Origin of the sequence: Kosakonia sp. 1610 (assembly GCF_050435845.1) — a bacterium.
GTDB lineage: Bacteria > Pseudomonadota > Gammaproteobacteria > Enterobacterales > Enterobacteriaceae > Kosakonia > Kosakonia cowanii.
Window position 1 is genome coordinate 142,827 of record NZ_JBNDKZ010000005.1, and the last position, 22,600, is coordinate 165,426.

Annotated in this window: 20 protein-coding genes; 11 read left to right on the forward strand and 9 right to left on the reverse strand. The window is 58.3% G+C overall.

Going from position 1 to position 22,600, the window contains the following annotated elements; genetic code table 11:
* Positions 1–268 precede the first annotated feature (268 nt).
* Positions 269–2,305, forward strand: a complete 2,037-nt coding sequence (locus tag ABIC80_RS15445; protein ID WP_429177744.1) for an alpha-amylase — start codon at positions 269–271, stop codon at positions 2,303–2,305.
* A gap of 136 nt (positions 2,306–2,441) precedes the next feature.
* Complete coding sequence (gene avtA, locus ABIC80_RS15450; RefSeq protein ID WP_429177745.1) at positions 2,442–3,698, forward strand: valine--pyruvate transaminase; 1,257 nt, start codon at positions 2,442–2,444, stop codon at positions 3,696–3,698.
* Positions 3,699–3,705: 7 nt separating this feature from the next.
* Here avtA and ABIC80_RS15455 read toward each other — a convergent pair whose 3' ends face one another.
* The 4 genes from ABIC80_RS15455 to ABIC80_RS15470 form a co-directional block, all read right to left on the reverse strand.
* On the reverse strand, positions 3,706–4,173 hold the full coding sequence (locus ABIC80_RS15455; RefSeq protein WP_429177746.1) for a 4Fe-4S dicluster domain-containing protein: 468 nt from the start codon (positions 4,171–4,173) through the stop codon (positions 3,706–3,708).
* Positions 4,174–4,279: 106 nt separating this feature from the next.
* Positions 4,280–6,130: a selenocysteine-specific translation elongation factor gene (gene selB, locus ABIC80_RS15460; RefSeq protein WP_429177748.1), complete on the reverse strand. Its 1,851-nt coding sequence runs from the start codon at positions 6,128–6,130 to the stop codon at positions 4,280–4,282.
* Entirely contained in the window at positions 6,127–7,503 is a 1,377-nt protein-coding gene (gene selA, locus ABIC80_RS15465) for an L-seryl-tRNA(Sec) selenium transferase (RefSeq protein ID WP_429177749.1), read from the reverse strand. The genes selB and selA overlap by 4 nt, the downstream gene beginning before the upstream one ends.
* Positions 7,504–7,595: 92 nt before the next feature.
* Positions 7,596–8,204, reverse strand: a complete 609-nt coding sequence (locus ABIC80_RS15470; RefSeq protein WP_042718654.1) for a glutathione S-transferase — start codon at positions 8,202–8,204, stop codon at positions 7,596–7,598.
* Positions 8,205–8,857: 653 nt separating this feature from the next.
* Here ABIC80_RS15470 and ABIC80_RS15475 point away from each other — a divergent pair.
* The 8 genes from ABIC80_RS15475 (at position 8,858) to trmL (ending at position 17,443) form a co-directional block, all read left to right on the forward strand.
* Positions 8,858–10,771 (forward strand): PTS mannitol transporter subunit IICBA, encoded by a 1,914-nt coding sequence (locus ABIC80_RS15475; protein ID WP_042718655.1) that lies wholly within the window; start codon positions 8,858–8,860, stop codon positions 10,769–10,771.
* Positions 10,772–10,865: 94 nt separating this feature from the next.
* Complete coding sequence (gene mtlD, locus ABIC80_RS15480) at positions 10,866–12,029, forward strand: mannitol-1-phosphate 5-dehydrogenase (protein WP_429177819.1); 1,164 nt, start codon at positions 10,866–10,868, stop codon at positions 12,027–12,029.
* Positions 12,029–12,616, forward strand: a complete 588-nt coding sequence (gene mtlR, locus ABIC80_RS15485) for a mannitol operon repressor MtlR (RefSeq protein ID WP_094193208.1) — start codon at positions 12,029–12,031, stop codon at positions 12,614–12,616. Before mtlD ends, mtlR begins: the two co-directional genes overlap by 1 nt.
* A gap of 54 nt (positions 12,617–12,670) precedes the next feature.
* Positions 12,671–13,033 carry a YibL family ribosome-associated protein gene (locus ABIC80_RS15490; protein ID WP_042718723.1) on the forward strand — a complete coding sequence of 121 codons (363 nt, stop codon included), beginning with the start codon at positions 12,671–12,673 and terminating at the stop codon, positions 13,031–13,033.
* A 261-nt stretch (positions 13,034–13,294) separates the two neighbouring features.
* Positions 13,295–14,950 carry an L-lactate permease gene (gene lldP / locus ABIC80_RS15495; protein ID WP_042718661.1) on the forward strand — a complete coding sequence of 552 codons (1,656 nt, stop codon included), beginning with the start codon at positions 13,295–13,297 and terminating at the stop codon, positions 14,948–14,950.
* A complete protein-coding gene (lldR, locus tag ABIC80_RS15500) occupies positions 14,947–15,723 on the forward strand; it encodes a transcriptional regulator LldR (protein WP_200134894.1) in 777 nt (258 codons plus the stop codon). The genes lldP and lldR overlap by 4 nt, the downstream gene beginning before the upstream one ends.
* Entirely contained in the window at positions 15,720–16,907 is a 1,188-nt protein-coding gene (lldD, locus tag ABIC80_RS15505) for an FMN-dependent L-lactate dehydrogenase LldD (RefSeq protein ID WP_042718664.1), read from the forward strand. The genes lldR and lldD overlap by 4 nt, the downstream gene beginning before the upstream one ends.
* Before the next feature lie 62 nt (positions 16,908–16,969).
* Positions 16,970–17,443, forward strand: coding sequence for a tRNA (uridine(34)/cytosine(34)/5-carboxymethylaminomethyluridine(34)-2'-O)-methyltransferase TrmL (gene trmL / locus ABIC80_RS15510; RefSeq protein ID WP_042718666.1), 474 nt, complete (start codon positions 16,970–16,972; stop codon positions 17,441–17,443).
* A gap of 208 nt (positions 17,444–17,651) precedes the next feature.
* On the opposite strand, the gene cysE is transcribed toward trmL, so the two are convergent.
* The 5 genes from cysE to ABIC80_RS15535 all read right to left on the reverse strand — a co-directional run bounded on the left by cysE (position 17,652) and on the right by ABIC80_RS15535 (position 20,804).
* Positions 17,652–18,473, reverse strand: coding sequence for a serine O-acetyltransferase (cysE, locus tag ABIC80_RS15515; RefSeq protein ID WP_042718667.1), 822 nt, complete (start codon positions 18,471–18,473; stop codon positions 17,652–17,654).
* 83 nt (positions 18,474–18,556) lie between these two features.
* Positions 18,557–19,567: an NAD(P)H-dependent glycerol-3-phosphate dehydrogenase gene (gene gpsA / locus ABIC80_RS15520; protein WP_429177750.1), complete on the reverse strand. Its 1,011-nt coding sequence runs from the start codon at positions 19,565–19,567 to the stop codon at positions 18,557–18,559.
* Positions 19,567–20,034 carry a protein-export chaperone SecB gene (secB, locus tag ABIC80_RS15525; protein ID WP_042718670.1) on the reverse strand — a complete coding sequence of 156 codons (468 nt, stop codon included), beginning with the start codon at positions 20,032–20,034 and terminating at the stop codon, positions 19,567–19,569. Before secB ends, gpsA begins: the two co-directional genes overlap by 1 nt.
* A gap of 39 nt (positions 20,035–20,073) precedes the next feature.
* A complete protein-coding gene (grxC, locus tag ABIC80_RS15530; protein WP_042718672.1) occupies positions 20,074–20,325 on the reverse strand; it encodes a glutaredoxin 3 in 252 nt (83 codons plus the stop codon).
* A gap of 47 nt (positions 20,326–20,372) precedes the next feature.
* On the reverse strand, positions 20,373–20,804 hold the full coding sequence (locus ABIC80_RS15535) for a rhodanese-like domain-containing protein (RefSeq protein WP_042718673.1): 432 nt from the start codon (positions 20,802–20,804) through the stop codon (positions 20,373–20,375).
* Positions 20,805–21,048: 244 nt separating this feature from the next.
* Here ABIC80_RS15535 and gpmM point away from each other — a divergent pair, with 244 nt between their 5' ends.
* Positions 21,049–22,593, forward strand: a complete 1,545-nt coding sequence (gene gpmM / locus ABIC80_RS15540; RefSeq protein ID WP_263753703.1) for a 2,3-bisphosphoglycerate-independent phosphoglycerate mutase — start codon at positions 21,049–21,051, stop codon at positions 22,591–22,593.
* The last annotated feature ends 7 nt before the right edge of the window (positions 22,594–22,600 follow it).

Here is a 22,600-nt window from a genome sequence, read left to right on the forward strand (position 1 = left end):
ATTTTGCGGGCTGAATCGCAAATCATACCAAAATTAACCTTATCGGGCACGTACAGAAATAATCCAATTCTGAAACTATGTCACCGGTAAACTGCATATAAAGCGCACAAGTTCTTAAAAATGCGGCGATTATCGCAATTTCGAAAACCGCACGTTTTACGCATTTTCTCAACCCTCTCCCTCCTCCCTGGCGAACCGGCGATGGGGAGGAGTCACCCATGCCAGCAGACGGGCACACTAGGGAAAATCGCTATCACGGGGCTTATTGATGAAACACGCTGCCTTACTTCTGCTGTTACTGCCCGGCGTCGCCTGCGCCGACTGGACGGCGGCCGGTTTTCCCGCGTTAACCGACGACGGCACCGGCGTCTGGCGTAGCCAGGCAACGCTGAAAAAGGGTGAGATGCCCGTTACCGTGCAGCAAGGCGACGCGTGTTGGCAGCCTGCCGGTGCCATCAAGCTCAATCAGATGCTGTCGCTGGTGCCGTGCAGCGCCAGCGCGCCGCAGTGGCGCATCTTCCGCGACGGCGACTATCAGTTGCAGCTTGATACCCGCTCCGGCACGCCAACGCTGTTAATCAGTGTGAAAGCCCCGGCAGAGAAGCAAGCGGTGGTGGCGCGCCAGTGCCCGGTGCGCAGCGATAAACCGTTGACCATTCCGGTTGGCGACACCTTCCCGGAAGGCAGCGAAGTGCGGGATTTCTACAGCCAGCAAACCGCGACGGTGCGCGAGGGCAAAATCACGCTGCTCCCGGCGAAAGAGAGCAACGGCCTGTTGCTGCTTGAGCCAGCGCAAACGCGCGGCACGGCACCGTTTCAGTGGCATAACGCTACGGTCTATTTCGTGCTGACCGACCGCTATGTCAACGGCGATCCCACCAATGACAACAGCTACGGGCGGCACAAAGATGGCATGCAGGAGATTGGCACCTTTCACGGCGGCGACCTGAAGGGGCTGACCAGCAAGCTCGACTATTTGCAAAAACTCGGCGTAAACGCCCTGTGGATCAGCTCGCCGCTGGAGCAGATCCACGGCTGGGTTGGTGGCGGCACCAAAGGGGATTTCCCCCACTACGCCTACCACGGTTACTACACGCTCGACTGGACGCGCCTCGACGCCAATATGGGCGATGAAAACGATCTGCGCACGCTGGTTGATGAAGCGCACCGCCGCGGCATCCGCGTGCTGTTTGATGTGGTGATGAACCACGCCGGTTACGCAACGCTTGCGGATATGCAGACCTACCAGTTTGGCGCGCTCTACCTGAAAGAGGAGGAGCGCAAAAAAATCCTCGGCGAGCACTGGACCGACTGGAAACCGGCCGCCGGGCAAACCTGGCACAGCTTCAATGATTACATCAATTTCAGCGATAAAAGTGCCTGGCAAAACTGGTGGGGCAAAAAGTGGATCCGCACCGATATTGGCGATTACGACAACCCCGGTTTCGACGACCTGACGATGTCGCTGGCCTTCCTGCCGGATCTGAAAACCGAATCGAAAGAGGCTTCCGGGCTGCCGCTCTTTTATCGCCATAAACCGGATACCGCCGCGCGCGAGATGGCCGGTTACACGCCGCGCGACTATTTGACCCACTGGCTGAGCCAGTGGGTGCGCGACTACGGCATTGATGGTTTCCGCGTTGATACCGCCAAACACGTGGAGCTGGAGGCCTGGCAGCAGTTGAAAACCCAGGCAACGGCGGCGCTGGCAGAGTGGAAACAGGCCAATCCGCAGAAGAAAATCGACGATGCGCCCTTCTGGATGACCGGTGAATCCTGGGGGCACGGCGTGATGGAGAGCGCTTACTATCAGCACGGTTTCGATGCGATGATCAACTTCGACTACCAGCAGCAGGCCGCAGATGCCGCCAGCTGCCTGGCGAATATGGACAGCGTCTGGCAAGAGATGGCGGAGAAGCTGCAAAGCTTTAATGTACTGAGCTACCTCTCTTCGCACGATACCCGCCTGTTCCGCGAAGGCGGTACGCAGTCAGCAGAGCTGTTGCTGCTAGCCCCCGGTGCGGTGCAGATCTTCTATGGCGACGAATCCGGGCGCCCTTTTGGCCCGACGGGTTCGGATCCGCTACAGGGGACGCGATCGCAGATGAACTGGCAGGATCTTGACGGTAAGGCCGCCGCCAGCCTGCGCCACTGGCAGACGCTCGGGCAGTACCGCGCCCGTCATCCGGCGCTGGGTAGCGGCAAGCAAACATCGCTTACGTTGCCGCAGGGTTACGGCTTTGTGCGCACCCAGGGCGAGGATAAAGTGATGGTCGTCTGGGCCGGGCGGGCGCAACAGAATTAATACCAGAAGATTGTGCTGATAAAGCACACTTGTTAAGAACGAACGTCGATAAACTGCGAAGAACGGAGATTTGCACCTCGCGGGTGAGAGCGTTATGGTTAGCCACTTTCACCCGCAGCCCGACAGAGCAGTAGCGATGACATTTTCACTTTTCGGCGACAAATTTACCCGACATTCAGGCATTACGCGTCTGATGGAGGATCTTAACGACGGTTTACGCACCCCAGGCGCTATCATGCTCGGCGGTGGCAACCCGGCAAAAATCCCGGCGATGACCGACTACTTCCAGCAGCTGCTTTCCCAGATGCTGGAGAACGGCAGCGCCACGGATGCCCTGTGTAATTACGATGGTCCGCAGGGCAAAACCGAGCTTTTGACGGCGCTGGCCGCGATGCTGCGTGAAGAGTTAGGTTGGGATATTGAACCGCAGAATATTGCACTGACAAACGGCAGCCAGAGCGCGTTTTTCTACTTGTTTAACCTCTTTGCCGGCCGCCGCGCCGACGGCAGCACGCGCAAAGTGCTCTTCCCGCTGGCGCCCGAGTATATCGGCTACGCTGACGCCGGGCTGGAAGAGGATCTCTTCGTCTCCACGCGACCCAATATCGAACTGCTGCCGGAAGGGCAGTTTAAGTACCACGTCGATTTCGAACACCTGCATATCGGTGAAGAGACGGGGATGATCTGCGTCTCACGCCCGACCAACCCGACCGGTAACGTCATCACCGATGAGGAGCTGATGAAGCTGGACGTGCTGGCCAATCAGCACAATATCCCGCTGGTGATTGATAATGCGTACGGCGTCCCCTTCCCCGGCATTATCTTCAGCGAAGCGCGCCCGCTGTGGAACCCGAATATCATTCTCTGCATGAGCCTGTCGAAGCTGGGCCTGCCGGGCAGCCGCTGCGGCATCATTATCGCCAATGACAAAGTGATCTCTGCCATTCGCAATATGAACGGCATTATCAGCCTCTCACCGGGCGGCATTGGCCCGGCGATGATGTGCGAAATGATTAAGCGCAAAGATCTGCTGCGCCTCTCAAATGAGGTGATTAAGCCCTTTTACTACCAGCGCGTTCAGGAGACCATCGCCACGCTGCGCCGTTATCTGCCCCCGGAGCGCTGCCTGATCCACAAACCGGAAGGGGCGATTTTCCTCTGGCTGTGGTTTAAAGATCTGCCGATCAGCACCGAGCTTTTGTACCAGCGCCTGAAAAAGCGCGGCGTGTTGATGGTGCCGGGAGACTACTTCTTCCCCGGCCTTGATAAACCGTGGCCGCACACCCATCAATGCATGCGCATGAACTATGTGCCGGAGCCAGAGCTTATCGAAGCGGGCGTTAAAATCCTCGCCGAAGAGGTGGAGCGCGCCTGGCAGGAGCACAGCGCCTGACAGCGGTTTACGCGGGCAGGCTTTTTAGCCGCGCTTCGCGTAACCGCGCCGGATCGACACAACTCAGCGCGCTTGTCGGGCAGGCCTCAACGCAGGCTGGCCCGCCGTCGCGGTGCTGACAGAGATCGCACTTCAGCGCCTGTAACGGCGCTGAAGTTACCTCCATCGCGCCAAACGGGCAGGCAACCATGCAGCTTTTGCAGCCGATACAGCGCGACTGCTCCACCAGCACTGCACCTTGCGCGCGGTAAATGGCACCGACCGGGCAGGCTCTGGTACAGGGCGCCTCTTCACAGTGATGACAGGTAACTGCCGTGGAGAAGTCGCCGGTTTTGACCACGCGAATGCGTGAAGAGAAACGGGCGGGGTTAAGGCCCGGGCAATCCTGATCCAGCTGGTGCGATACCGCGCAGGCCACTTCGCAGGTGCGGCAGCCGATGCATTTTGCCGCATCGGCGATGATAAATCGGTTCACGCGTCCTCCCGCCTGAGGCTGAAAAGAGCGAGAGTGCCAGAAAAAACCGTCTGCGCGCTTTGATCGCATCCGGCAGATCGGCAGATTTCTCCCCGCGCGAAGTGCCTTAACCCTTCTCGTTAATAAAGAGCGCCTTGTCGCGCAGAATATGGTCGTTGCCCCGACGGCGGGTAAAACCAATGCGATCGAAGTATTCGAGGATCTGAATCGCCAGCTTGCGCCCGACATTGAGCTGGTCGCGAAAATCCGCCGCGCTGGTGGAGCCGCGCCCCTGATCGAGATCGCGGATCATGCTGGCGAAGGTGACAATGCGATCGTTGCGGTAGTAGCGGTCTTTGACGATAGCGGTAATCAGCCCCTGCTGCGCCGCCTGTCGCAATACGCCGCGCATCACCTGCTCATCAACCCCCGTTTCACGCGCCAAATCACGCACCCACCAGGGTTCATCGCCGAAGAGCGGTGCGGCTTTCTGCCACAGCTGTGCCTGCTCATCGTTAAAACCGGCTTTATGCTCCGGCAGATGCAGCCAGCCGTGATGGCTCTGGATATCGCCGCTCTCGCGCATACGCTCAATCAGCGTTAAGACCAGCGCTTCGTCCTCCATCGGCAGCGCCATGCGGCGCAAACGCTCGCGGCCAGGGCCGGGTTCGTCATGATGTTGCTGATGGTAGGTTGCCAGCGTCTCCAGCAGCTTGCGCTGCCAGCGGGCGGCTATCGGCGCATCAAGCAGGTTATTACCGGCACGGATAAAACAGGGGTTTTCCAGCAGTATATTCAGGCCGCTGGTGCTGAGCTGACGCGCCCAGCCGAAGGCGGTGAGATCTACCGCGCCGCGCGACAGGTGCGCGCTGAGCGCCTGCGCATCATCTTCAGCACGCGCAAGGTCGGCGATCCACGCCAGATAGTCCGCTTTGCGTTTGCCGCGCCGCGGCGAGTTCAGCGTCACCACGCGAGCGCCCGCAAGCGTAGTGCGCGCGGAGATATCGCGCAGCACCAGCCGGTCGTTATCTGCCAGCCACAGCGGCGTATCCAGTACCAGCTCGGCTAAGCCATCCTCCAGCAGCGAGACGCGCCCGGTGACATGGCTGGCGGCGTGATGGATATGCAGCGGCTGCCACTGGGTGAGCGGCGTATGGCTATGAAGGGCAACGATCACCCGCTCCGTTGGCGCAGGCGGCTGTTGCGACAGCAGCCAGTCGCCGCGGCTGAGCGCCTCTTTTTCCGCATCACCGGCAATGTTCAGCGCAATGCGCTGCCCGGCGTGGGCATGCTCAACGGGTTGATTCTGCGCATGCAGACCGCGCACGCGCATCGGCTTATTAACGCCGGTGAGCCACAGCGTATCGCCGATACGGACATCGCCGGAGAGCGCCGTGCCGGTAACCACCAGCCCTGCTCCCTTCACCGTAAAGGCGCGATCCAGCGCCAGCCGGAAGCGCTGATGCTCCGGGTGCGCCCGCTCCGGCAGCTGCAACAGGTGCGTGCGCAGCGCATCAATACCGCGCATCTCGGCGGCAGCGGTGACAAACAGCATCGCCTGCGGGTAGCCAAACTCCCGTAAGGTCTGCTCCACCTCTTCGCGCACCTCGTTTATACGCGCTTCGTCAACGCGATCGGCTTTGGTAAGCGCAACGGTGAGCGCCGGGTTGCCAGTCAGTTGCAAAATCGCCAGATGTTCACGGGTCTGCGCCATTACGCCATCGTCGCAGGCCACCACCAGCAGGGCGTGATCGATACCGCCAACGCCTGCCAGCATATTACTGAGGAATTTTTCATGCCCCGGCACGTCAATAAAGCCCGGCACGCGGCCATCTGGCTGTGGCCAGTAGGCGTAGCCCAGATCGATGGTCATGCCGCGCCGCTTCTCTTCCGGCAAGCGGTCGGCATTGACGCCGGTAATGGCTTCGATCAGGGTGGTTTTGCCGTGGTCGACATGCCCGGCAGTGGCAATAATCATTTCAGCAATATCTCCAGCAAGCGGGATTCATCATCAAGACAGCGGCAATCGAGCCACAGACGGCCCTCATAGATACGGCCAATCACCGGCTGCGGCAGCGCGCGCCACTCGCTTGCCAGTGCCTCCAGCCGACGGCCGCTGCCGTCATGCGGGGTAAAGGTTAGCGCCGCGCCCGGCAGCCGCTCAACGGGCAGCGATCCGCTGCCAATTTGCGACAGGCAGGGCTCGACGCGCAGCGCAAACTCGCTGTAGCGGGCGGTAAGCGCGTCGCATAAGCGCTGGGCCTGGTCGCGGATCTCCGCCTGTGGGCGGGTGAGATAGCGCAGCGTCGGCAGATTTTGCGTCAGTTTTTCCGGGTGCAGATAGAGCCGCAACGTCGCTTCCAGCGCCGCGAGGGTCATTTTATCCGCCCGCAGCGCGCGTTTTAGCGGGTGGTGCTGAAGCTGCTCAATCAACGCCTTTTTACCGACGATAATCCCTGCCTGCGGCCCGCCGAGCAGCTTATCGCCGGAGAAGCTCACCAGGCTGACGCCCGCGGCAATCAGCGCCTGCGGCATCGGCTCTTTCGGTAAACCGTAGAGGCTTAAATCGACCAGCGAGCCGCTGCCAAGATCGACAATCACCGGCAGGTCGGCTTCCTGCGCCAGTTCAACCAGCTCGGCTTCCTCTACTGCTTTGGTAAAGCCTGCAATGTGGTAGTTACTGGTGTGGACTTTCATCAGCGACGCGGTATTGGCATTGATTGCCTGGCGGTAATCTTTGGCGTGGGTGCGGTTGGTGGTGCCCACCTCATGCAGAATGCAGCCCGCCTGGCGCATCACATCGGGAATACGAAACGCGCCGCCGATCTCCACCAACTCGCCGCGCGATACCACCACTTCACCGCCGGCTGACGTTGCCGCCAGCATCAGCAGCACCGCTGCGGCATTGTTGTTAACGATGCAGGCATCTTCTGCGCCCGTTAACTGGCAGAGCAGCGCCGCAATGGCGCGATCGCGATGACCGCGCCCGGCACCGTCAAGATCGTACTCCAGCGTTACCGCCGAGCCCATCGCCGTGGTCACCGCATCAATGGCGGCCTGCGACTGCACCGCGCGCCCGAGGTTAGTGTGCAGCACCGTGCCGCTAAGGTTAAACACCGACCGCAGCGCGTGGCTGCTCTCCTGCTCCAGGCGCTGTAAGGCGGCCTGCGCCCAGTTTTCACACCAGGCGGGCAAGCGCTGGGCGTCGCGGATCGCTGCGCGCGCCTCATCCTGCAACTGACGCAGGGTTTGCGTAACGCGGCTATGACCATACGTGGTTAACAGCGACGCGAACGCCTCATCACGTAACAGGCGATCGGTCGAGGGAATCTGGCTGTAAAGAGTTGTCATGAAAAGGCCCGGCTGTGGAGTTACCCCTCCCGTCAGGGGTGTTGACGTGAGGGGGATTGTACAGCGATTTTCTCAGGCGGGCATAACACGGATCACGCCTTAGGCGGTTCCGTGCGGGCAAAGCTTTCACGCTGGAAGAGATTTTCCACCAGCTTCACCAGCAATGGGCGATCGACGTTCCAGCCCGGCGAGACGCGGCGGAAGTTGAGGTAGCTAATGGCGCAGGCAATGGCGATGGTGGCCAGGTTGAGCGTGTCGACATCGAGTTCGCCCTCTTGCAGGCACTTTTCCAGCGCATCCAGCCCGCGCGAGACTTTTTCCCGCTGGCGCAGCAGTTCCGCCTGCGACTGCTGCTCTACCGGGCGCGCTAACTCACGCACCGAGACCAGCGCAGCGTCCATAATGCCGTCGGCCAGCGCTTCCAGCTGGCGGATTTTCAGCGCCGCTTTAGCATCGTCCGGCAGCATCGGCGGTTCGGCGCCCAGCAGGTCAATGTATTGCGCAATGATCGGCGAGTCGTACCACACCTCTCCCTCATCGGTGACCAGCGCCGGCACTTTGCCGAGCGGATTGTAGTGACCGACGCCGCTGTCGGCGTTGTAGGGCTGCTCATTGATAAATTCAAAGGTGATACCTTTTTCCAGCAGTATGACGGAGATTTTGCGTACAAACGGGCTGGTATAGCTGCCGATCAGTTTCATTGCCGTGTCCTTTTGAAATTAGCCGCAGGGATAAAAAAGAGTGTACGTCACGTGCCGGGGTTGTACAGCGAACCTCCTTACATTGCCTTAGTTAACAAAATAGTCCTTTTCACCCAGGCTGGAACGGCAAGGGGCTAAAACCAGGACTCTCATCCAGAAAAAAAGAGCTTCTCTTAAAGCGTAGAAAGCGCGCGTTGCGTTCATCACGCTGTCAATTTCTTACCCCAGCATAAATACCGGCTGATGGGTGAAAGGGAGTTACATCGTTGGTCTTTCGAAAAGGCGCACTTTGCGGTCGATCACGTTCGGAATTTTCCGAGGAAAATATCTTGTGATTCACGTCACAAATAACTAACAAACTTCCGACAAATAAATGTGATTTGAATCACATTTATTCGCCAATGCCGGGTAAATTCTGCGCACTGTTCTTTTTTTACACTCATTTTTTGTGACGCAAGTCACTATGAATGGTGGATAACCCCCAACACCAGCGTGATCAAGATCACATAAAAGTGTGTCATCTGGACAGGCTAACGATTCGGTGCCAGATTCCGCATCACAGACAATTCAGGTCCGGCTACCTCTGCCGCCACATTAACAATAAACCTCGGGCTTCCGGCCTGTGCGCTAGCAAACATAAGAAGGGGTGTTTTATGTCATCCGATATCAAGATCAAGGTGCAAAGCTTTGGTCGTTTCCTGAGCAATATGGTGATGCCGAATATCGGCGCCTTTATCGCGTGGGGGATTATCACCGCCCTGTTTATTCCGACAGGATGGTTACCTAACGAGACGCTGGCGAAACTCGTCGGCCCGATGATTACCTATCTGCTGCCACTGCTGATCGGCTTTACCGGCGGTCGCCTGGTAGGCGGCGATCGCGGCGGCGTGGTCGGTGCTATAACCACCATGGGCGTGATCGTGGGCGCGGATATGCCGATGTTCCTCGGCGCGATGATTGCAGGCCCGCTGGGCGGCTACTGCATCAAGAAATTTGACGCGGCCGTCGACGGTAAGATCAAGTCCGGTTTCGAAATGCTGGTCAACAACTTCTCCGCTGGCATCATCGGGATGATCCTCGCCATTCTGGCGTTCCTGGCGATTGGCCCGGCGGTGGAAGTGCTCTCGAAAGCGCTCGCCGCAGGCGTGAACTTTATGGTGGTTCACGACATGCTGCCGCTGGCCTCTATCTTCGTTGAGCCGGCGAAAATCCTCTTCCTTAACAACGCCATCAACCACGGCATCTTCTCGCCGCTGGGTATTCAGCAGTCCCATGAGATCGGCAAGTCCATCTTCTTCCTGATTGAAGCAAACCCGGGTCCGGGTATGGGTATCCTGCTGGCCTATATGTTCTTCGGTCGCGGCAGCGCGAAGCAGTCTGCGGGCGGCGCGGCGATTATCCACTTCCTCGGCGGGATCCATGAGATTTACTTCCCGTACGTGCTGATGAACCCGCGTCTGCTGATTGCGGTGATCCTCGGCGGTATGACCGGCGTCTTTACCCTGAGCGTGCTGAACGGCGGCCTGGTCTCTCCGGCTTCTCCGGGCTCTATCCTCGCGGTACTGGCGATGACGCCAAAAGGCGCTTACTTCGCTAACCTCGCGGCGATTTTCGCAGCCATGATTGTCTCCTTCGTTATCGCGGCAATCCTGCTGAAAACCAGCAAAGTGAAAGAGGACGAGGACGATATCGAAGCGGCAACCCGCCGTATGCACGATATGAAAGCCGAATCCAAAGGCGCTGCGGCTGCGCAGGGCACAAAAGATGTCACTAACGATCTGAGTCACGTGCGCAAAATCATCGTCGCATGTGATGCCGGGATGGGCTCCAGCGCCATGGGCGCAGGTGTGCTGCGTAAGAAAGTGCAGGATGCGGGTCTGACCAACATCTCTGTTACCAACAGTGCGATTAACAGCCTGCCGTCCGATGTCGATCTGGTGATTACGCACCGCGACCTGACCGAGCGCGCCATGCGCCAGGCACCGCAAGCGCAGCATATCTCACTGACCAACTTCCTCGACAGCGGCCTTTACACCGGCCTGACCGAGCGTCTGGTGGCTGCCCAACGCCACACGACTAACGAAGCGAAGGTTAACAGCAGCCTGCAGGACAGCTTTGATACTTCCAACACCCATCTGTTTAAGCTGGGCGCGGAGAATATCTTCCTCGGCTGTAGCGCCACGCAGAAAGAAGAGGCGATCCGCTTTGCCGGTGAGCAGCTGGTCAAAGGCGGCTATGTACAGCCTGAATACATTGACGCGATGCTGGAACGTGAAAAACTGACGCCAACCTATCTGGGCCAGTCTATTGCGGTTCCGCACGGCACGGTGGAAGCGAAAGATCGCGTCCTGAAAACCGGCGTGGTCTTCTGCCAGTATCCGCAGGGCGTGCGCTTCGGTGAAGAAGAGGATGAGATTGCGCATCTGGTGATCGGTATTGCCGCGCGCAATAACGAACACATTCAGGTCATTACCAGCCTGACTAACGCGCTGGATGATGAGACGATTGTCGAACGTCTCTCGCACACCACAAGCGTTGAGGAAGTGCTGGCATTGCTGAACCAGTAATCCGCTCCACGTTCTCTCCTCTTCGGAGGAGAGGGCTTGGGTGAGGAGAACCCGCTGACGTTCCTCACCCCAGCCCTCTCGGGTAAAAACATTGATAAAGGGTCATTCTATGAAAGCATTACATTTTGGCGCAGGTAATATCGGACGTGGCTTTATCGGCAAGCTGTTGGCCGACGCGGGGATTAAACTGACGTTCGCCGATGTTAATCAGGTGGTTCTGGACGCCCTCAACGCCCGTCATAGCTATCAGGTTCACGTAGTCGGTGAACAAGAGCAGGTGGATACCGTCTCTGGCGTCAATGCGGTGAGCAGCATCGGCGATGAAGTTGTCGATCTGATTGCGCAGGTGGATTTAGTTACTACCGCCGTTGGCCCGGTAGTGCTGGAGCGTATCGCCCCGGCGGTTGCCAAAGGGCTGGTAAAACGTAAGGCGCAGGGCATCGATACGCCGCTGAATATTATCGCCTGTGAAAATATGGTGCGCGGCACCAGCCAGTTGAAAGGGCACGTTTTCGCCCAGCTGGCGGAGGAGGATAAAGCCTGGGTTGAAGCGCATGTCGGCTTCGTCGACTCTGCCGTCGACCGCATTGTTCCCCCTTCCGCCTCTGCCAATAACGATCCGCTGGAAGTGACGGTTGAGACCTTCAGCGAGTGGATTGTCGATAAAACCCAGTTTAAGGGCGCGCTGCCGACTATTCCGGGAATGGAGCTGACCGACAATTTGATGGCCTTTGTTGAGCGTAAGCTCTTCACGCTGAATACCGGGCATGCTATAACCGCCTACCTTGGAAAGCAGACCGGCCATCAAACCATTCGCGACGCGATCCTTGATGAGAAAATTCGTGCCGTGGTGAAAGGCGCGATGGAAGAGAGCGGCGCGGTGCTGATCAAGCGTTATGGCTTCGATGCTGACAAGCACGCGGCCTATATTCAGAAAATCCTGGGTCGTTTTGAGAACCCCTATCTGAAAGACGATGTGGAGCGCGTAGGGCGTCAACCGCTGCGTAAACTGAGCGCGGGCGACCGTCTGATTAAACCGCTGCTCGGCACGCTGGAGTACAACCTGCCGCACGCCAACCTGGTGCAAGGGATCGCCGCCGCAATGCACTATCGCAGCGAAGAGGATCCGCAGGCGCAGGAGCTGGCTCAGCTTATTGCTGAGAAAGGCCCGCAGGCGGCACTGGCACAGGTTTCCGGTCTCGACGCCGACAGCCCGGTGGTACAGGAAGCCGTCAACGCTTATCAAACCCAGGCATGATGCCGATATTGGCGCGGGAGACCCCGCGCCAGCTAACGAAGTTGTCAGATATGCAGGCAATAATGGAACACACCCAGGCTTTCGAAAACCGTGTACTCGAGCGTCTGAATGCGGGAAAAACCGTGCGCAGTTTTTTGATTGCCGCCGTTGAGTTGCTCAACGAAGCGATCAACATCCTTGTGCTGCAGGTGTTTCGCAAAGATGACTACGCGGTGAAATATGCCGTCGAGCCGCTGCTGGACGGTGACGGTCCGCTGGGCAATTTGTCTGTGCGTTTGAAGCTGATTTACGGCCTCGGGGTTATCTCGCGGGCCGAGTATGAAGATGCCGAGCTGCTGATGGCGCTGCGCGAAGAGCTGAACCATGATGGCACCGAGTACGCTTTCACCGATGATGAGATCCTCGGGCCGTTTGGCGAGCTGCACTGCGTCGCCGCCCTGCCGCCTCAGCCTGTGTTCGATACCAGCGATGCAGATTTTTTCGCCATGCAAAAACAGCGTTATCAGCAGGTGGTGCGCTCCACCATGGTGCTTTCGCTGACCGAGCTGATCTCACGGATCAGCTTAAAAAAAGCATTCCAGAAGTAATCCCCTCCTGAAGTGTTGTATCCTTGCACTTTGTTCCTGAAGAAAATGCCTATCATGAAAGAAGTCGAAAAAAACGAAATTAAACGTCTGAGCGACCGTCTCGACGCGATCCGCCACCAGCAGGCGGAGCTCTCTCTGGTTGATGCGGCTGAGAAGTACGCCGAACTGGAAAAAGAGAAGACCACGCTGGAAACCGAAATCGCCCGTCTGCGCGACCAGTACAGCCAGAAGCTGAGTAAAGAGGCGCAGAAGCTGACGCAAATGCGCTACAGCCGCCCGATTACCAAGAAAGAGCAGGCTGACCTCGGCAAGCTGAAAAAAAGCGTGCGCGGGATTGTCGTGGTTCACCCGATGACGGCGCTGGGCCGTGAAATGGGCCTCGACGCGATGACCGGTTTCGCCAACACCGAGTTCTGATAGCTTCTCTCCGCCCCGCCTCCCTTGAGCGCGCGGGCGGCCTTAATTGGCCCTACCAATTCCACCCGCTTTTTCTCCGCGCTTCACAGTTCCACTAAATGCCTTCACAGCCTGATTGCCACGCCGCAACATTTGGATAACCATTCGTTATCACAAACCCTACACAACCCCATTGGCAGGACCACTTTTACAAAACCTGTGAGACAGAGCTAAGCAGAGACTTATCGCTCGCGGTTTTGCCGTGGTTCTCAGGAGACCTGCATGACGCTCTGGCAACAGAACTATGACCCGGCTGGTAATCTCTGGCTTTCCAGCCTCATCGCATCGCTTCCGATCCTGTTCTTCTTTTTCGCGCTGATAAAACTGAAGCTCAAAGGCTACGTTGCCGCAAGCTGGACCGTCGCCATCGCCCTTGCCGTTGCGCTGCTGTTCTACAAAATGCCGGTGGATCGCGCGCTGGCATCGGTGGTGTACGGCTTTTTCTACGGTCTGTGGCCCATCGCGTGGATCATTATCGCCGCCGTCTTTGTCTATAAGATCTCCGTCAAAACCGGCCAGTTCGACATTATTCGCTCGTCGATTCTCTCCATTACGCCAGACCAGCGTTTGCAGATGCTGATTGTCGGCTTCTCGTTTGGCGCGTTTCTCGAAGGGGCCGCCGGGTTTGGCGCGCCGGTGGCGATCACCGCCGCCCTGCTGGTGGGGCTGGGCTTTAACCCGCTCTATGCCGCCGGGCTGTGCCTGATTGTGAATACCGCGCCGGTGGCCTTCGGTGCGATGGGGATTCCGATTCTGGTTGCCGGCCAGGTGACCGGACTGGACAGCTTCGAAATCGGCCAGATGGTGGGCCGCCAGCTCCCCTTCCTGACCATTATTGTGCTCTTCTGGATCATGGCGATTATGGATGGCTGGCGCGGGGTGAAAGAGACCTGGCCTGCGGTAGTGGTTGCCGGGGGGTCGTTTGCCATTGCGCAGTATCTCAGCTCTAACTTTATCGGCCCGGAGCTACCGGACATCATCTCCTCGCTGGTGTCGCTGGTCTGCCTGACGCTGTTCCTCAAGCGCTGGAAGCCAGTGCGCATTTTCCGCTTTGGTGATATGGGCGCCTCGCAGGTCGATCTCGATCTCTCCCGCACGAAATACAGCGCCGGGCAGATCCTGCGCGCCTGGTCGCCCTTCCTGTTCCTGACCGCAACCGTGACGCTGTGGAGTGTTCCGCCCTTTAAAGCGCTCTTTGCGCCGGGTGGCGCGCTCTACGACTGGGTGTTTAATATCTCTGTACCGCACCTTGATAAGCTGGTGGCGCGCATGCCGCCGGTGGTGAACGCCGCCACGCCGTATGCGGCGGTCTATAAGTTTGACTGGTTCTCTGCCACCGGCACCGCCATTCTCTTTGCGGCAATCCTCTCGATTGTGTGGCTGAAGATGAAACCGAAGGATGCCATCACCACCTTTGCTGGTACGCTGAAAGAGCTGGCGCTGCCCATCTACTCCATCGGCATGGTGCTGGCCTTCGCCTTTATCTCTAACTACTCGGGCCTGTCGTCGACGCTGGCGTTAGCGCTGGCGCACACCGGCAGCGCGTTTACCTTTTTCTCGCCGTTCCTTGGCTGGCTGGGGGTCTTTTTGACCGGCTCCGACACCTCATCAAACGCGCTGTTTGCCGCGCTGCAAGCCACCGCCGCGCAGCAGATTGGCGTCTCGGATGTGCTGATGGTGGCAGCTAACACCACCGGCGGCGTCACCGGGAAGATGATCTCGCCGCAGTCCATCGCTATCGCCTGTGCGGCGGTGGGGCTGGTGGGCAAAGAGTCCGATCTCTTCCGCTTTACCGTTAAACACAGCCTGATATTCACCTGTATGGTCGGCGTGATCACCACCTTGCAGGCTTATGTGCTGACCTGGATGATCCCATGAACCTATTACCCAGACGCCTGGCTGACGAGGTCGCTGACCGCGTACGGGCGTTAATTGCAGAACAACAGCTGGAAGCGGGCATGAAGTTGCCCGCCGAGCGCCAGCTTGCCGTGCAGCTTGGCGTGTCGCGCAACTCCTTACGCGAAGCGCTGGCAATGCTGGTCAGCGAAGGCGTGCTGTTAAGCCGCCGCGGGGGTGGAACCTTTGTGCGCTGGCAGCATGAGGCGTGGTCGGAGCAGAATATCGTCCAGCCGCTGAAAACGCTGCTCAATGATGATCCCGATTACAGCTTTGATATTCTCGAAGCCCGCCACGCCATCGAGGCCAGCACCGCCTGGCATGCAGCGATGCGCGCGACCGACGCCGATAAAGAGAAAATCGTGCTCTGCTTTGAGGCCTCGCAATCCGATGACCCGGATCTCGCCTCGCAGGCGGATGTGCGTTTCCATCTGGCCATCGCCGAAGCCTCACACAATGTGGTGCTGCTGCAAACCATGCGCGGTTTCTTCGACCTGCTGCAATCCTCGGTCAAGCAGAGCCGCCAGCGCATGTACCTTGTTCCGCCGGTTTTCGCCCGGCTTACGGAGCAACACCGCACGGTAATGAATGCCATTCTTGCGGGCGATGCCGAGGGAGCGCGTCAGGCGATGATGGCGCACCTCGCATTCGTCCACACCACGATTCGCCAGTTTGACGAAGACCGGGCCCGCCAGGCGCGCATCACCCGCCTGCCCGACGAGCAACTGATTCATTTAAGGGAGAAAAAAGCATGATTATTTCCGCAGCCAGCGACTATCGCGCCGCGGCAAAACGCGTTCTGCCGCCGTTCCTGTTTCACTATATCGACGGTGGCGCTTACGCCGAATATACCCTGCGCCGCAACGTCGAGGATTTATCGCAGGTCGCGCTCCGCCAGCGGGTGCTGAAGAATATGTCCGACCTGAGCCTTGAGACCACGCTGTTCAAGGAGCAGCTCTCAATGCCGGTGGCGCTGGCACCCGTCGGGCTGTGCGGGATGTATGCCCGGCGCGGCGAAGTGCAGGCCGCAGGCGCAGCAGATGCCAAAGGCATCCCCTTCACCCTGTCGACCGTCTCCGTCTGCCCGATTGAAGAGGTGGCACCAACCATTAAGCGCCCGATGTGGTTCCAGCTTTACGTGCTGCGCGATCGCGGCTTTATGCGCAACGCGCTGGAGCGGGCAAAGGCAGCGGGCTGTTCCACGCTGGTCTTTACCGTCGATATGCCGACGCCCGGCGCGCGTTATCGCGATGCGCACTCCGGGATGAGCGGGCCAAACGCCGCACTGCGCCGCTACTGGCAGTCAGTGATGCATCCGCAGTGGGCATGGGATGTGGGCGTCAATGGTCGTCCTCACGATCTGGGCAATATCTCTGCGTACCTCGGGAAGCCAACCGGGCTGGAGGATTATATTGGCTGGCTGGCGAACAACTTCGATCCCTCTATCTCGTGGAAGGACCTGGAGTGGATCCGCGAATTCTGGGATGGCCCGATGGTGATCAAAGGGATCCTCGACCCGGAAGATGCCCGCGACGCGGTGCGCTTTGGCGCGGATGGGATCGTCGTCTCTAACCACGGCGGTCGCCAGCTGGATGGCGTGCTCTCTTCGGCGCGTGCGCTGCCAGCGATTGCCGATGCGGTGAAGGGTGATATTGCCATTCTTGCGGATAGCGGGATTCGTAACGGCCTTGATGTGGTGCGGATGATTGCGCTCGGCGCCGACACCGTGCTGCTTGGCCGCGCCTATCTCTATGCGCTGGCGACACATGGCCGACAGGGGGTGGCTAACCTGCTGGATCTGATTGAAAAAGAGATGCGCGTGGCGATGACGCTGACCGGCGCGAAATCGATTCGCGAAATCAGCAAGGACTCGTTAGTGCAGGCGCAGAGCGAGATCCCCGCCGCGCTGGCACCGCTGTCGCACGGCGATGCGGCGTAGTAAAAAATGCTCTCCCCGCCCTGGGGAGAGTGCTATCCTGCCCCCGCTATTAAGGGGGCTGCATGCTGAACATTGTCTTATTTGAACCTGAAATCCCGCCCAATACCGGGAATATTATCCGCCTGTGCGCTAACACCGGCTTTCGTCTGCATATCATCGAGCCGATGGGCTTTACCTGGGACGATAAGCGCCTGCGCCGTGCAGGGCTGGATTACCATGAATTCACCGCCGTGCAGCGCCACGCTGATTACGACGCCTTTATGGCCGCCGCTCAGCCTCAGCGCCTGTTTGCGCTGACCACCAAAGGGACGCCCGCGCACAGCGCCGTGTCGTTTGCCGATGGGGATTATTTAATGTTCGGCCCGGAAACCCGCGGCCTGCCCGCCACCATTCTTGATGCGCTGCCGCCGGAGCAGAAGATCCGTATTCCGATGATGCCGGACAGCCGCAGCATGAACCTTTCCAATGCGGTATCGGTAGTGGTGTATGAAGCCTGGCGCCAGCTCGGATATCCCGGCGCGGTGTTGCGCAGCTGATGAGGTAGTTGGTTGGAATTGCCGGATGGCGGCTACGCCTTATCCGGCCTACGGGTAGTATGGCAAATGCATCAACCTACCGCACTTCTGGCGTTATTGGCGAAGGCAGGCTGGAGACGGACAGCGCGGAAAAACCGGAGCGTACACGTAGTACGTGAGGATTTTGAGCACTGCCCGGGTTCAGGCTGGCGAGTAAAATAGCCAGAAATTAGATACCGTCGCCGTACTCAAACCCGTGATTGGCTCCATTGAAGTGCTGATCCATATCCATCGCCGGCTTATCGCTCTCCGGCTTGCCGACAATGCGCGCCGGAACGCCTGCGGCGGTGGTGTGCGGCGGCACGGGCTGCAACACCACGGAACCGGCACCGATTTTCGCGCCGCGCCCCACTTCGATATTGCCAAGGATCTTCGCCCCTGCGCCAATCATCACCCCTTCACGGATCTTCGGATGGCGATCGCCGCTGGTTTTGCCGGTCCCGCCGAGGGTAACCGACTGCAGAATCGACACGTCATCTTCGATAACCGCCGTTTCACCCACCACAATGCCGGTGGCGTGGTCGAGCATGATGCCGCGACCGATGGTCGCTGCCGGGTGAATATCAACCTGGAAGCTCACTGAGACCTGGTTTTGCAGGAAAATGGCAAGCGCCTGACGGCCCTGCGTCCACAGCCAGTGACCAATACGGTGCGCCTGCAGGGCGTGGAACCCTTTCAGGTAGAGCAGCGGCGTTGAGTATTTATCCACCGCCGGGTCGCGGGTGCGCACGGCCTGAATATCACAGGCGGCAGAAGCGATCATCTCCGGGTCTGCGGCGTAGGCCTCTTCTACCACTTCGCGAATGGCGATGGCGGGCATGATAGGCGACGCCAGCTTGTTCGCCAGCATATAGCTCAGGGCACTGCCAAGGTTTTCATGCTTGAGTAGGGTTGCGTGATAAAAACTGGCCAGCATCGGTTCACAGTCCGCCAGCGCGCGGGCTTCGGCTTTGATATTTTTCCAGACCAGATCCAGTTCTTCACACGGCATTGCTTACTCCAGACGAAATAAAAGCAAGGCCGGACTTAGCCAGCCTTGACGTGATAGTGATGAGAATCCCTGCGATTAGCCGCTTATTGCTCATCCTTGCGGGCGCGGCCCAACAGCGTTAATGCTGCCTCGCGCGCATTTTTTCCGCAATACAATACCTGATAAATTTGCTCGGTTATTGGCATTTCGACGCCGAACCGGTGCGCCAGCGCACGCACTTCTTTGGTATTGCGATAGCCCTCAACCACCTGGCCGATCTTCTCCTGCGCGCCTTCGACATCCATGCCCTGACCGAGCATCATGCCAAAACGGCGGTTACGCGACTGATTGTCGGTACAGGTCAGCACCAGATCGCCCAGCCCCGCCATGCCCATAAAGGTAGCAGGATCGGCACCCAGCGCCGCGCCAAGCCGCGACATCTCCGTTAAACCGCGAGTGATAAGCGCCGTGCGCGCATTGGCGCCAAAGCCGATGCCATCAGACATGCCTGCGCCAATCGCAATCACGTTCTTCACCGCGCCGCCAAGCTGCACGCCAATGAAGTCCGGGTTGCTGTAGACGCGAAGGCTCTTGCCGCAATGCAGCAGCTGCTGAAGATCGTCGGCAAACTGCGGGTCGGTGGAGGCTAAAGAGATTGCCGTCGGCATTCCCGCCGCCAGCTCTTTGGCGAACGTCGGGCCGGAGATCACCGCCAGCGGAATAGAGGAGCCTAAGACTTCACGCGCCACGTCCTGTAACAGACGCCCGGTTTCCGCCTCCAGCCCTTTTGTCGCCCAGACAATGCGCGCATCGCTGCGCATCAGCGGTTTGATCTGTGCCAGCACCTCGCCAAAGACGTGGCTTGGCACAACCACCAGAATGTCGCGGCTGGCGGCCAGCGCGCGGGCAAGGTCGCTCTCAAGCTCAAGGGTGTCGGGGAAAGGTACATCGGGCAGGAACGCCACGTTGCAACGGTCGCGTTGCAGCGTCGCGATATGTTTCGGGTCATGGCCCCACAGCACAACCTGGTGGCCATTTCTTGCCAGCGTGATGGCAAGAGCGGTGCCGTAAGAGCCGGCACCGATCACAGTCATTGCAGCATTAAGTGCGTTCATCAGGCATCCTGATGTTGTTCGGCACCTTCGCCAGTCTGCTGTTGCAGGTAGTTCATGAACAGCGCATCAAAGTTGACCGGTGCAAGGTTCAGTTGCGGGAATGTACCGCGGGAAACCAGGCTGGTGATGCATTCACGGGCATACGGGAACAGGATGTTCGGGCAGTATGCGCCCAGGCAGTGCGCCATCTGGGTGCCTTCGATACCGTCGATAGAGAAGATGCCGCCCTGCTGTACTTCGCACAGGAAGCCGGTCTCTTCGCCCAGTGAGGCGGTTACGGTTACGCGAAGAACCACTTCATACACGCCGTCCGCCAGCTGCGTTGACGCGGTGTCGAGGTCCAGTTTGACTTCCGGCTGCCACTCTTTCTGAAAAATGTGCGGCGCATTCGGCGCTTCGAAAGAGATATCTTTCGTGTAGATACGCTGAATCTGGAAAGTCATTTCGGTGTTGTTTAGCTCAGACATGAATAAGTAACCCTTAAGTGTTGTAGTGCTTAGAAAGCATTAACCTAACAGCGGATCCAATCCGCCACGCGCATCCAGCGCAAATAAATCGTCGCAGCCGCCGATATGCTGTGCATCAATAAAGATCTGCGGAACCGTGGTACGGCCACTACGTTGAATCATCTCTTCACGTTTTACCATGTCGCCGTCAATCGGCAGCTCGGCAAAATCAACGCCTTTGCTGTTCAGCAGCGCTTTTGCGCGGTGGCAGAACGGGCAGGTTGCTTTGGTGTAGATCTCAATATTGGCCATATCTCTTCTCCTGGTTTTACCCCGTGAGCCGAAGCCCACCGGGTAACTTATTTACCGCGAACTAACGGCAGATTTTCGCCGACCCAGCCGGAGACACCGTCTTTGAGCACAAAGACTTTCTCGAAACCGGCTTTTACCAGCTCGTTTGCCGGGGTCTGCGCCTGCAGGCCGGTACCGTCTACAACAATAATCGGCGTGCTTTTACGTTTTTCAAGCTCACCTACATTATTGGCTTTGATCTCGCCTGGCAGCAAATTCACCGCGCCGGCGATATGACCTTTACGGAAATCATCGCGCTGACGTAAGTCCACAACCACCGCATCTTCTTTGTTGATGAGGCGCGTGGCTTCGCCACGGGAAATCACTTTCACTTTCGACGCGACGCCTTTGAAGGTCGTGTATAACACCGCGGCGAACAACGCAAGCCAGCCGATACAGAGTATCGGGTTGCGTCCAATAAATTGCATAATTTCTTGCATCTGGGGTAACAGCTCCCGACTAAGTGATTAAAAACCAGCAAGGAGTATACCTGCGCAGTTAGGCAAATACAGCCAGCGAGCGCGATGGATTGCATTTTCTGCGGCGTGTTACGAAAAAAATAAACAAAGCGATGTAAAACACCCCCTCAGGTGACCCCTTTCTTTGATCTTCTGCGGCTATTTGATCGATTCAGCTGTAGTAAAATTACGCAAATTTTTATCTTCAGAGCATGAGGTTGTCGCAATGTCGGTTTCAAAAAAACCTATGGTACTGGTGATTCTCGATGGCTACGGCTATCGCGAAGATCAGCAAGATAACGCCATTTTCAACGCTAAAACCCCGGTGATGGATAGCCTGTGGGCTAATCGTCCGCACACCCTGATCGACGCCTCCGGGCTGGAAGTGGGTCTGCCGGATCGCCAGATGGGCAACTCCGAGGTCGGGCACGTCAACCTCGGTGCCGGGCGAATCGTCTACCAGGACTTAACCCGCCTGGACGTTGAAATCAAAGAGCGCACCTTCTTTACTAACCCGGTGCTGCGCGGCGCGGTGGATAAGGCAGTCAGCGCCGGCAAAGCGGTGCACATTATGGGCCTGCTCTCCGCAGGCGGCGTGCACAGCCATGAAGATCACATTATGGCGATGGTCGAACTGGCCGCCGAACGGGGTGCAGAAAAAATCTACCTGCACGCCTTCCTCGATGGCCGCGATACGCCGCCGCGCAGCGCGGAATCCTCGCTGAAAAAATTTGAAGAGAAATTCGCCGCCCTTGGTAAAGGCCGCGTGGCGTCCATTATTGGTCGTTACTTCGCCATGGATCGTGACAACCGCTGGGATCGCGTCGAACAGGCTTACGATCTGATGACCCAGGCCAAAGGCGCATTCACCTTCGACAGCGCCGTTGCCGGGCTGCAAGCCGCTTACGCCCGCGACGAAAACGACGAGTTTGTGAAAGCGACGGTCATTCGCGCCGCCGGCCAGCCCGATGCGGCGATGGAAGATGGCGACGCGCTGATTTTCATGAACTTCCGCGCCGACCGCGCCCGTGAAATCACTCGTGCCTTCGTTAACAGCGATTTTGACGGCTTCCCGCGTAAGAAAGTCGTGAAGCTCGATTTCGTGATGCTGACCGAATACGCCGCCGACATCAAAACCGCCGTGGCCTACCCGCCGACCTCCCTTGCCAACACCCTCGGCGAGTGGATGGCGAAGAAAAACCGCACCCAGCTGCGCATCTCCGAAACGGAGAAGTATGCCCACGTCACCTTCTTCTTTAACGGTGGCGTTGAAGAGCCGTTCCCGGGCGAAGACCGCATCCTGATCAACTCACCCAAAGTTGCTACTTACGATCTGCAACCGGAGATGAGCTCCGCCGAACTGACGGAAAAACTGGTCGCCGCCATTACCAGCGGCAAATATGACACCATCATCTGTAACTACCCGAATGGCGATATGGTTGGTCATACCGGGGTGTTTGATGCGGCGGTCGCCGCCGTGGAAGCGCTGGATAACTGCATTGCGCAGGTCACCCGCGCCGTTGAGTCTGTTGGCGGGCAGTTGCTGATCACCGCCGACCACGGCAACGCCGAGCAGATGCGCGATCCCTCAACCGGCCAGGCACATACGGCACACACCAATCTGCCGGTTCCGCTGATTTATGTGGGTGAGAAAACAGTGAAAGCGCTCTCCGGTGGCAAACTTTCCGACATCGCGCCGACCATGCTGTCGCTGATGGGTGAGGAAATCCCGCAAGAGATGACTGGTAAGCCGCTGTTCATCGTGGAATAATCGCTCC

What these genes read in the sequence shown, in the direction of transcription:
- ABIC80_RS15445 (WP_429177744.1), top strand. Translation starts at nt 269, where the DNA reads ATGAAACACGCTGCCTTACTTCTGCTGTTACTGCCCGGCGTCGCCTGC.
- avtA (WP_429177745.1), top strand. Translation starts at nt 2,442, where the DNA reads ATGACATTTTCACTTTTCGGCGACAAATTTACCCGACATTCAGGCATT.
- selB (WP_429177748.1), bottom strand. Translation starts at nt 6,130, where the DNA reads ATGATTATTGCCACTGCCGGGCATGTCGACCACGGCAAAACCACCCTG.
- selA (WP_429177749.1), bottom strand. Translation starts at nt 7,503, where the DNA reads ATGACAACTCTTTACAGCCAGATTCCCTCGACCGATCGCCTGTTACGT.
- ABIC80_RS15470 (WP_042718654.1), bottom strand. Translation starts at nt 8,204, where the DNA reads ATGAAACTGATCGGCAGCTATACCAGCCCGTTTGTACGCAAAATCTCC.
- ABIC80_RS15475 (WP_042718655.1), top strand. Translation starts at nt 8,858, where the DNA reads ATGTCATCCGATATCAAGATCAAGGTGCAAAGCTTTGGTCGTTTCCTG.
- mtlR (WP_094193208.1), top strand. Translation starts at nt 12,029, where the DNA reads ATGCCGATATTGGCGCGGGAGACCCCGCGCCAGCTAACGAAGTTGTCA.
- ABIC80_RS15490 (WP_042718723.1), top strand. Translation starts at nt 12,671, where the DNA reads ATGAAAGAAGTCGAAAAAAACGAAATTAAACGTCTGAGCGACCGTCTC.
- lldP (WP_042718661.1), top strand. Translation starts at nt 13,295, where the DNA reads ATGACGCTCTGGCAACAGAACTATGACCCGGCTGGTAATCTCTGGCTT.
- lldR (WP_200134894.1), top strand. Translation starts at nt 14,947, where the DNA reads ATGAACCTATTACCCAGACGCCTGGCTGACGAGGTCGCTGACCGCGTA.
- lldD (WP_042718664.1), top strand. Translation starts at nt 15,720, where the DNA reads ATGATTATTTCCGCAGCCAGCGACTATCGCGCCGCGGCAAAACGCGTT.
- trmL (WP_042718666.1), top strand. Translation starts at nt 16,970, where the DNA reads ATGCTGAACATTGTCTTATTTGAACCTGAAATCCCGCCCAATACCGGG.
- cysE (WP_042718667.1), bottom strand. Translation starts at nt 18,473, where the DNA reads ATGCCGTGTGAAGAACTGGATCTGGTCTGGAAAAATATCAAAGCCGAA.
- gpsA (WP_429177750.1), bottom strand. Translation starts at nt 19,567, where the DNA reads ATGAACGCACTTAATGCTGCAATGACTGTGATCGGTGCCGGCTCTTAC.
- secB (WP_042718670.1), bottom strand. Translation starts at nt 20,034, where the DNA reads ATGTCTGAGCTAAACAACACCGAAATGACTTTCCAGATTCAGCGTATC.
- grxC (WP_042718672.1), bottom strand. Translation starts at nt 20,325, where the DNA reads ATGGCCAATATTGAGATCTACACCAAAGCAACCTGCCCGTTCTGCCAC.
- ABIC80_RS15535 (WP_042718673.1), bottom strand. Translation starts at nt 20,804, where the DNA reads ATGCAAGAAATTATGCAATTTATTGGACGCAACCCGATACTCTGTATC.
- gpmM (WP_263753703.1), top strand. Translation starts at nt 21,049, where the DNA reads ATGTCGGTTTCAAAAAAACCTATGGTACTGGTGATTCTCGATGGCTAC.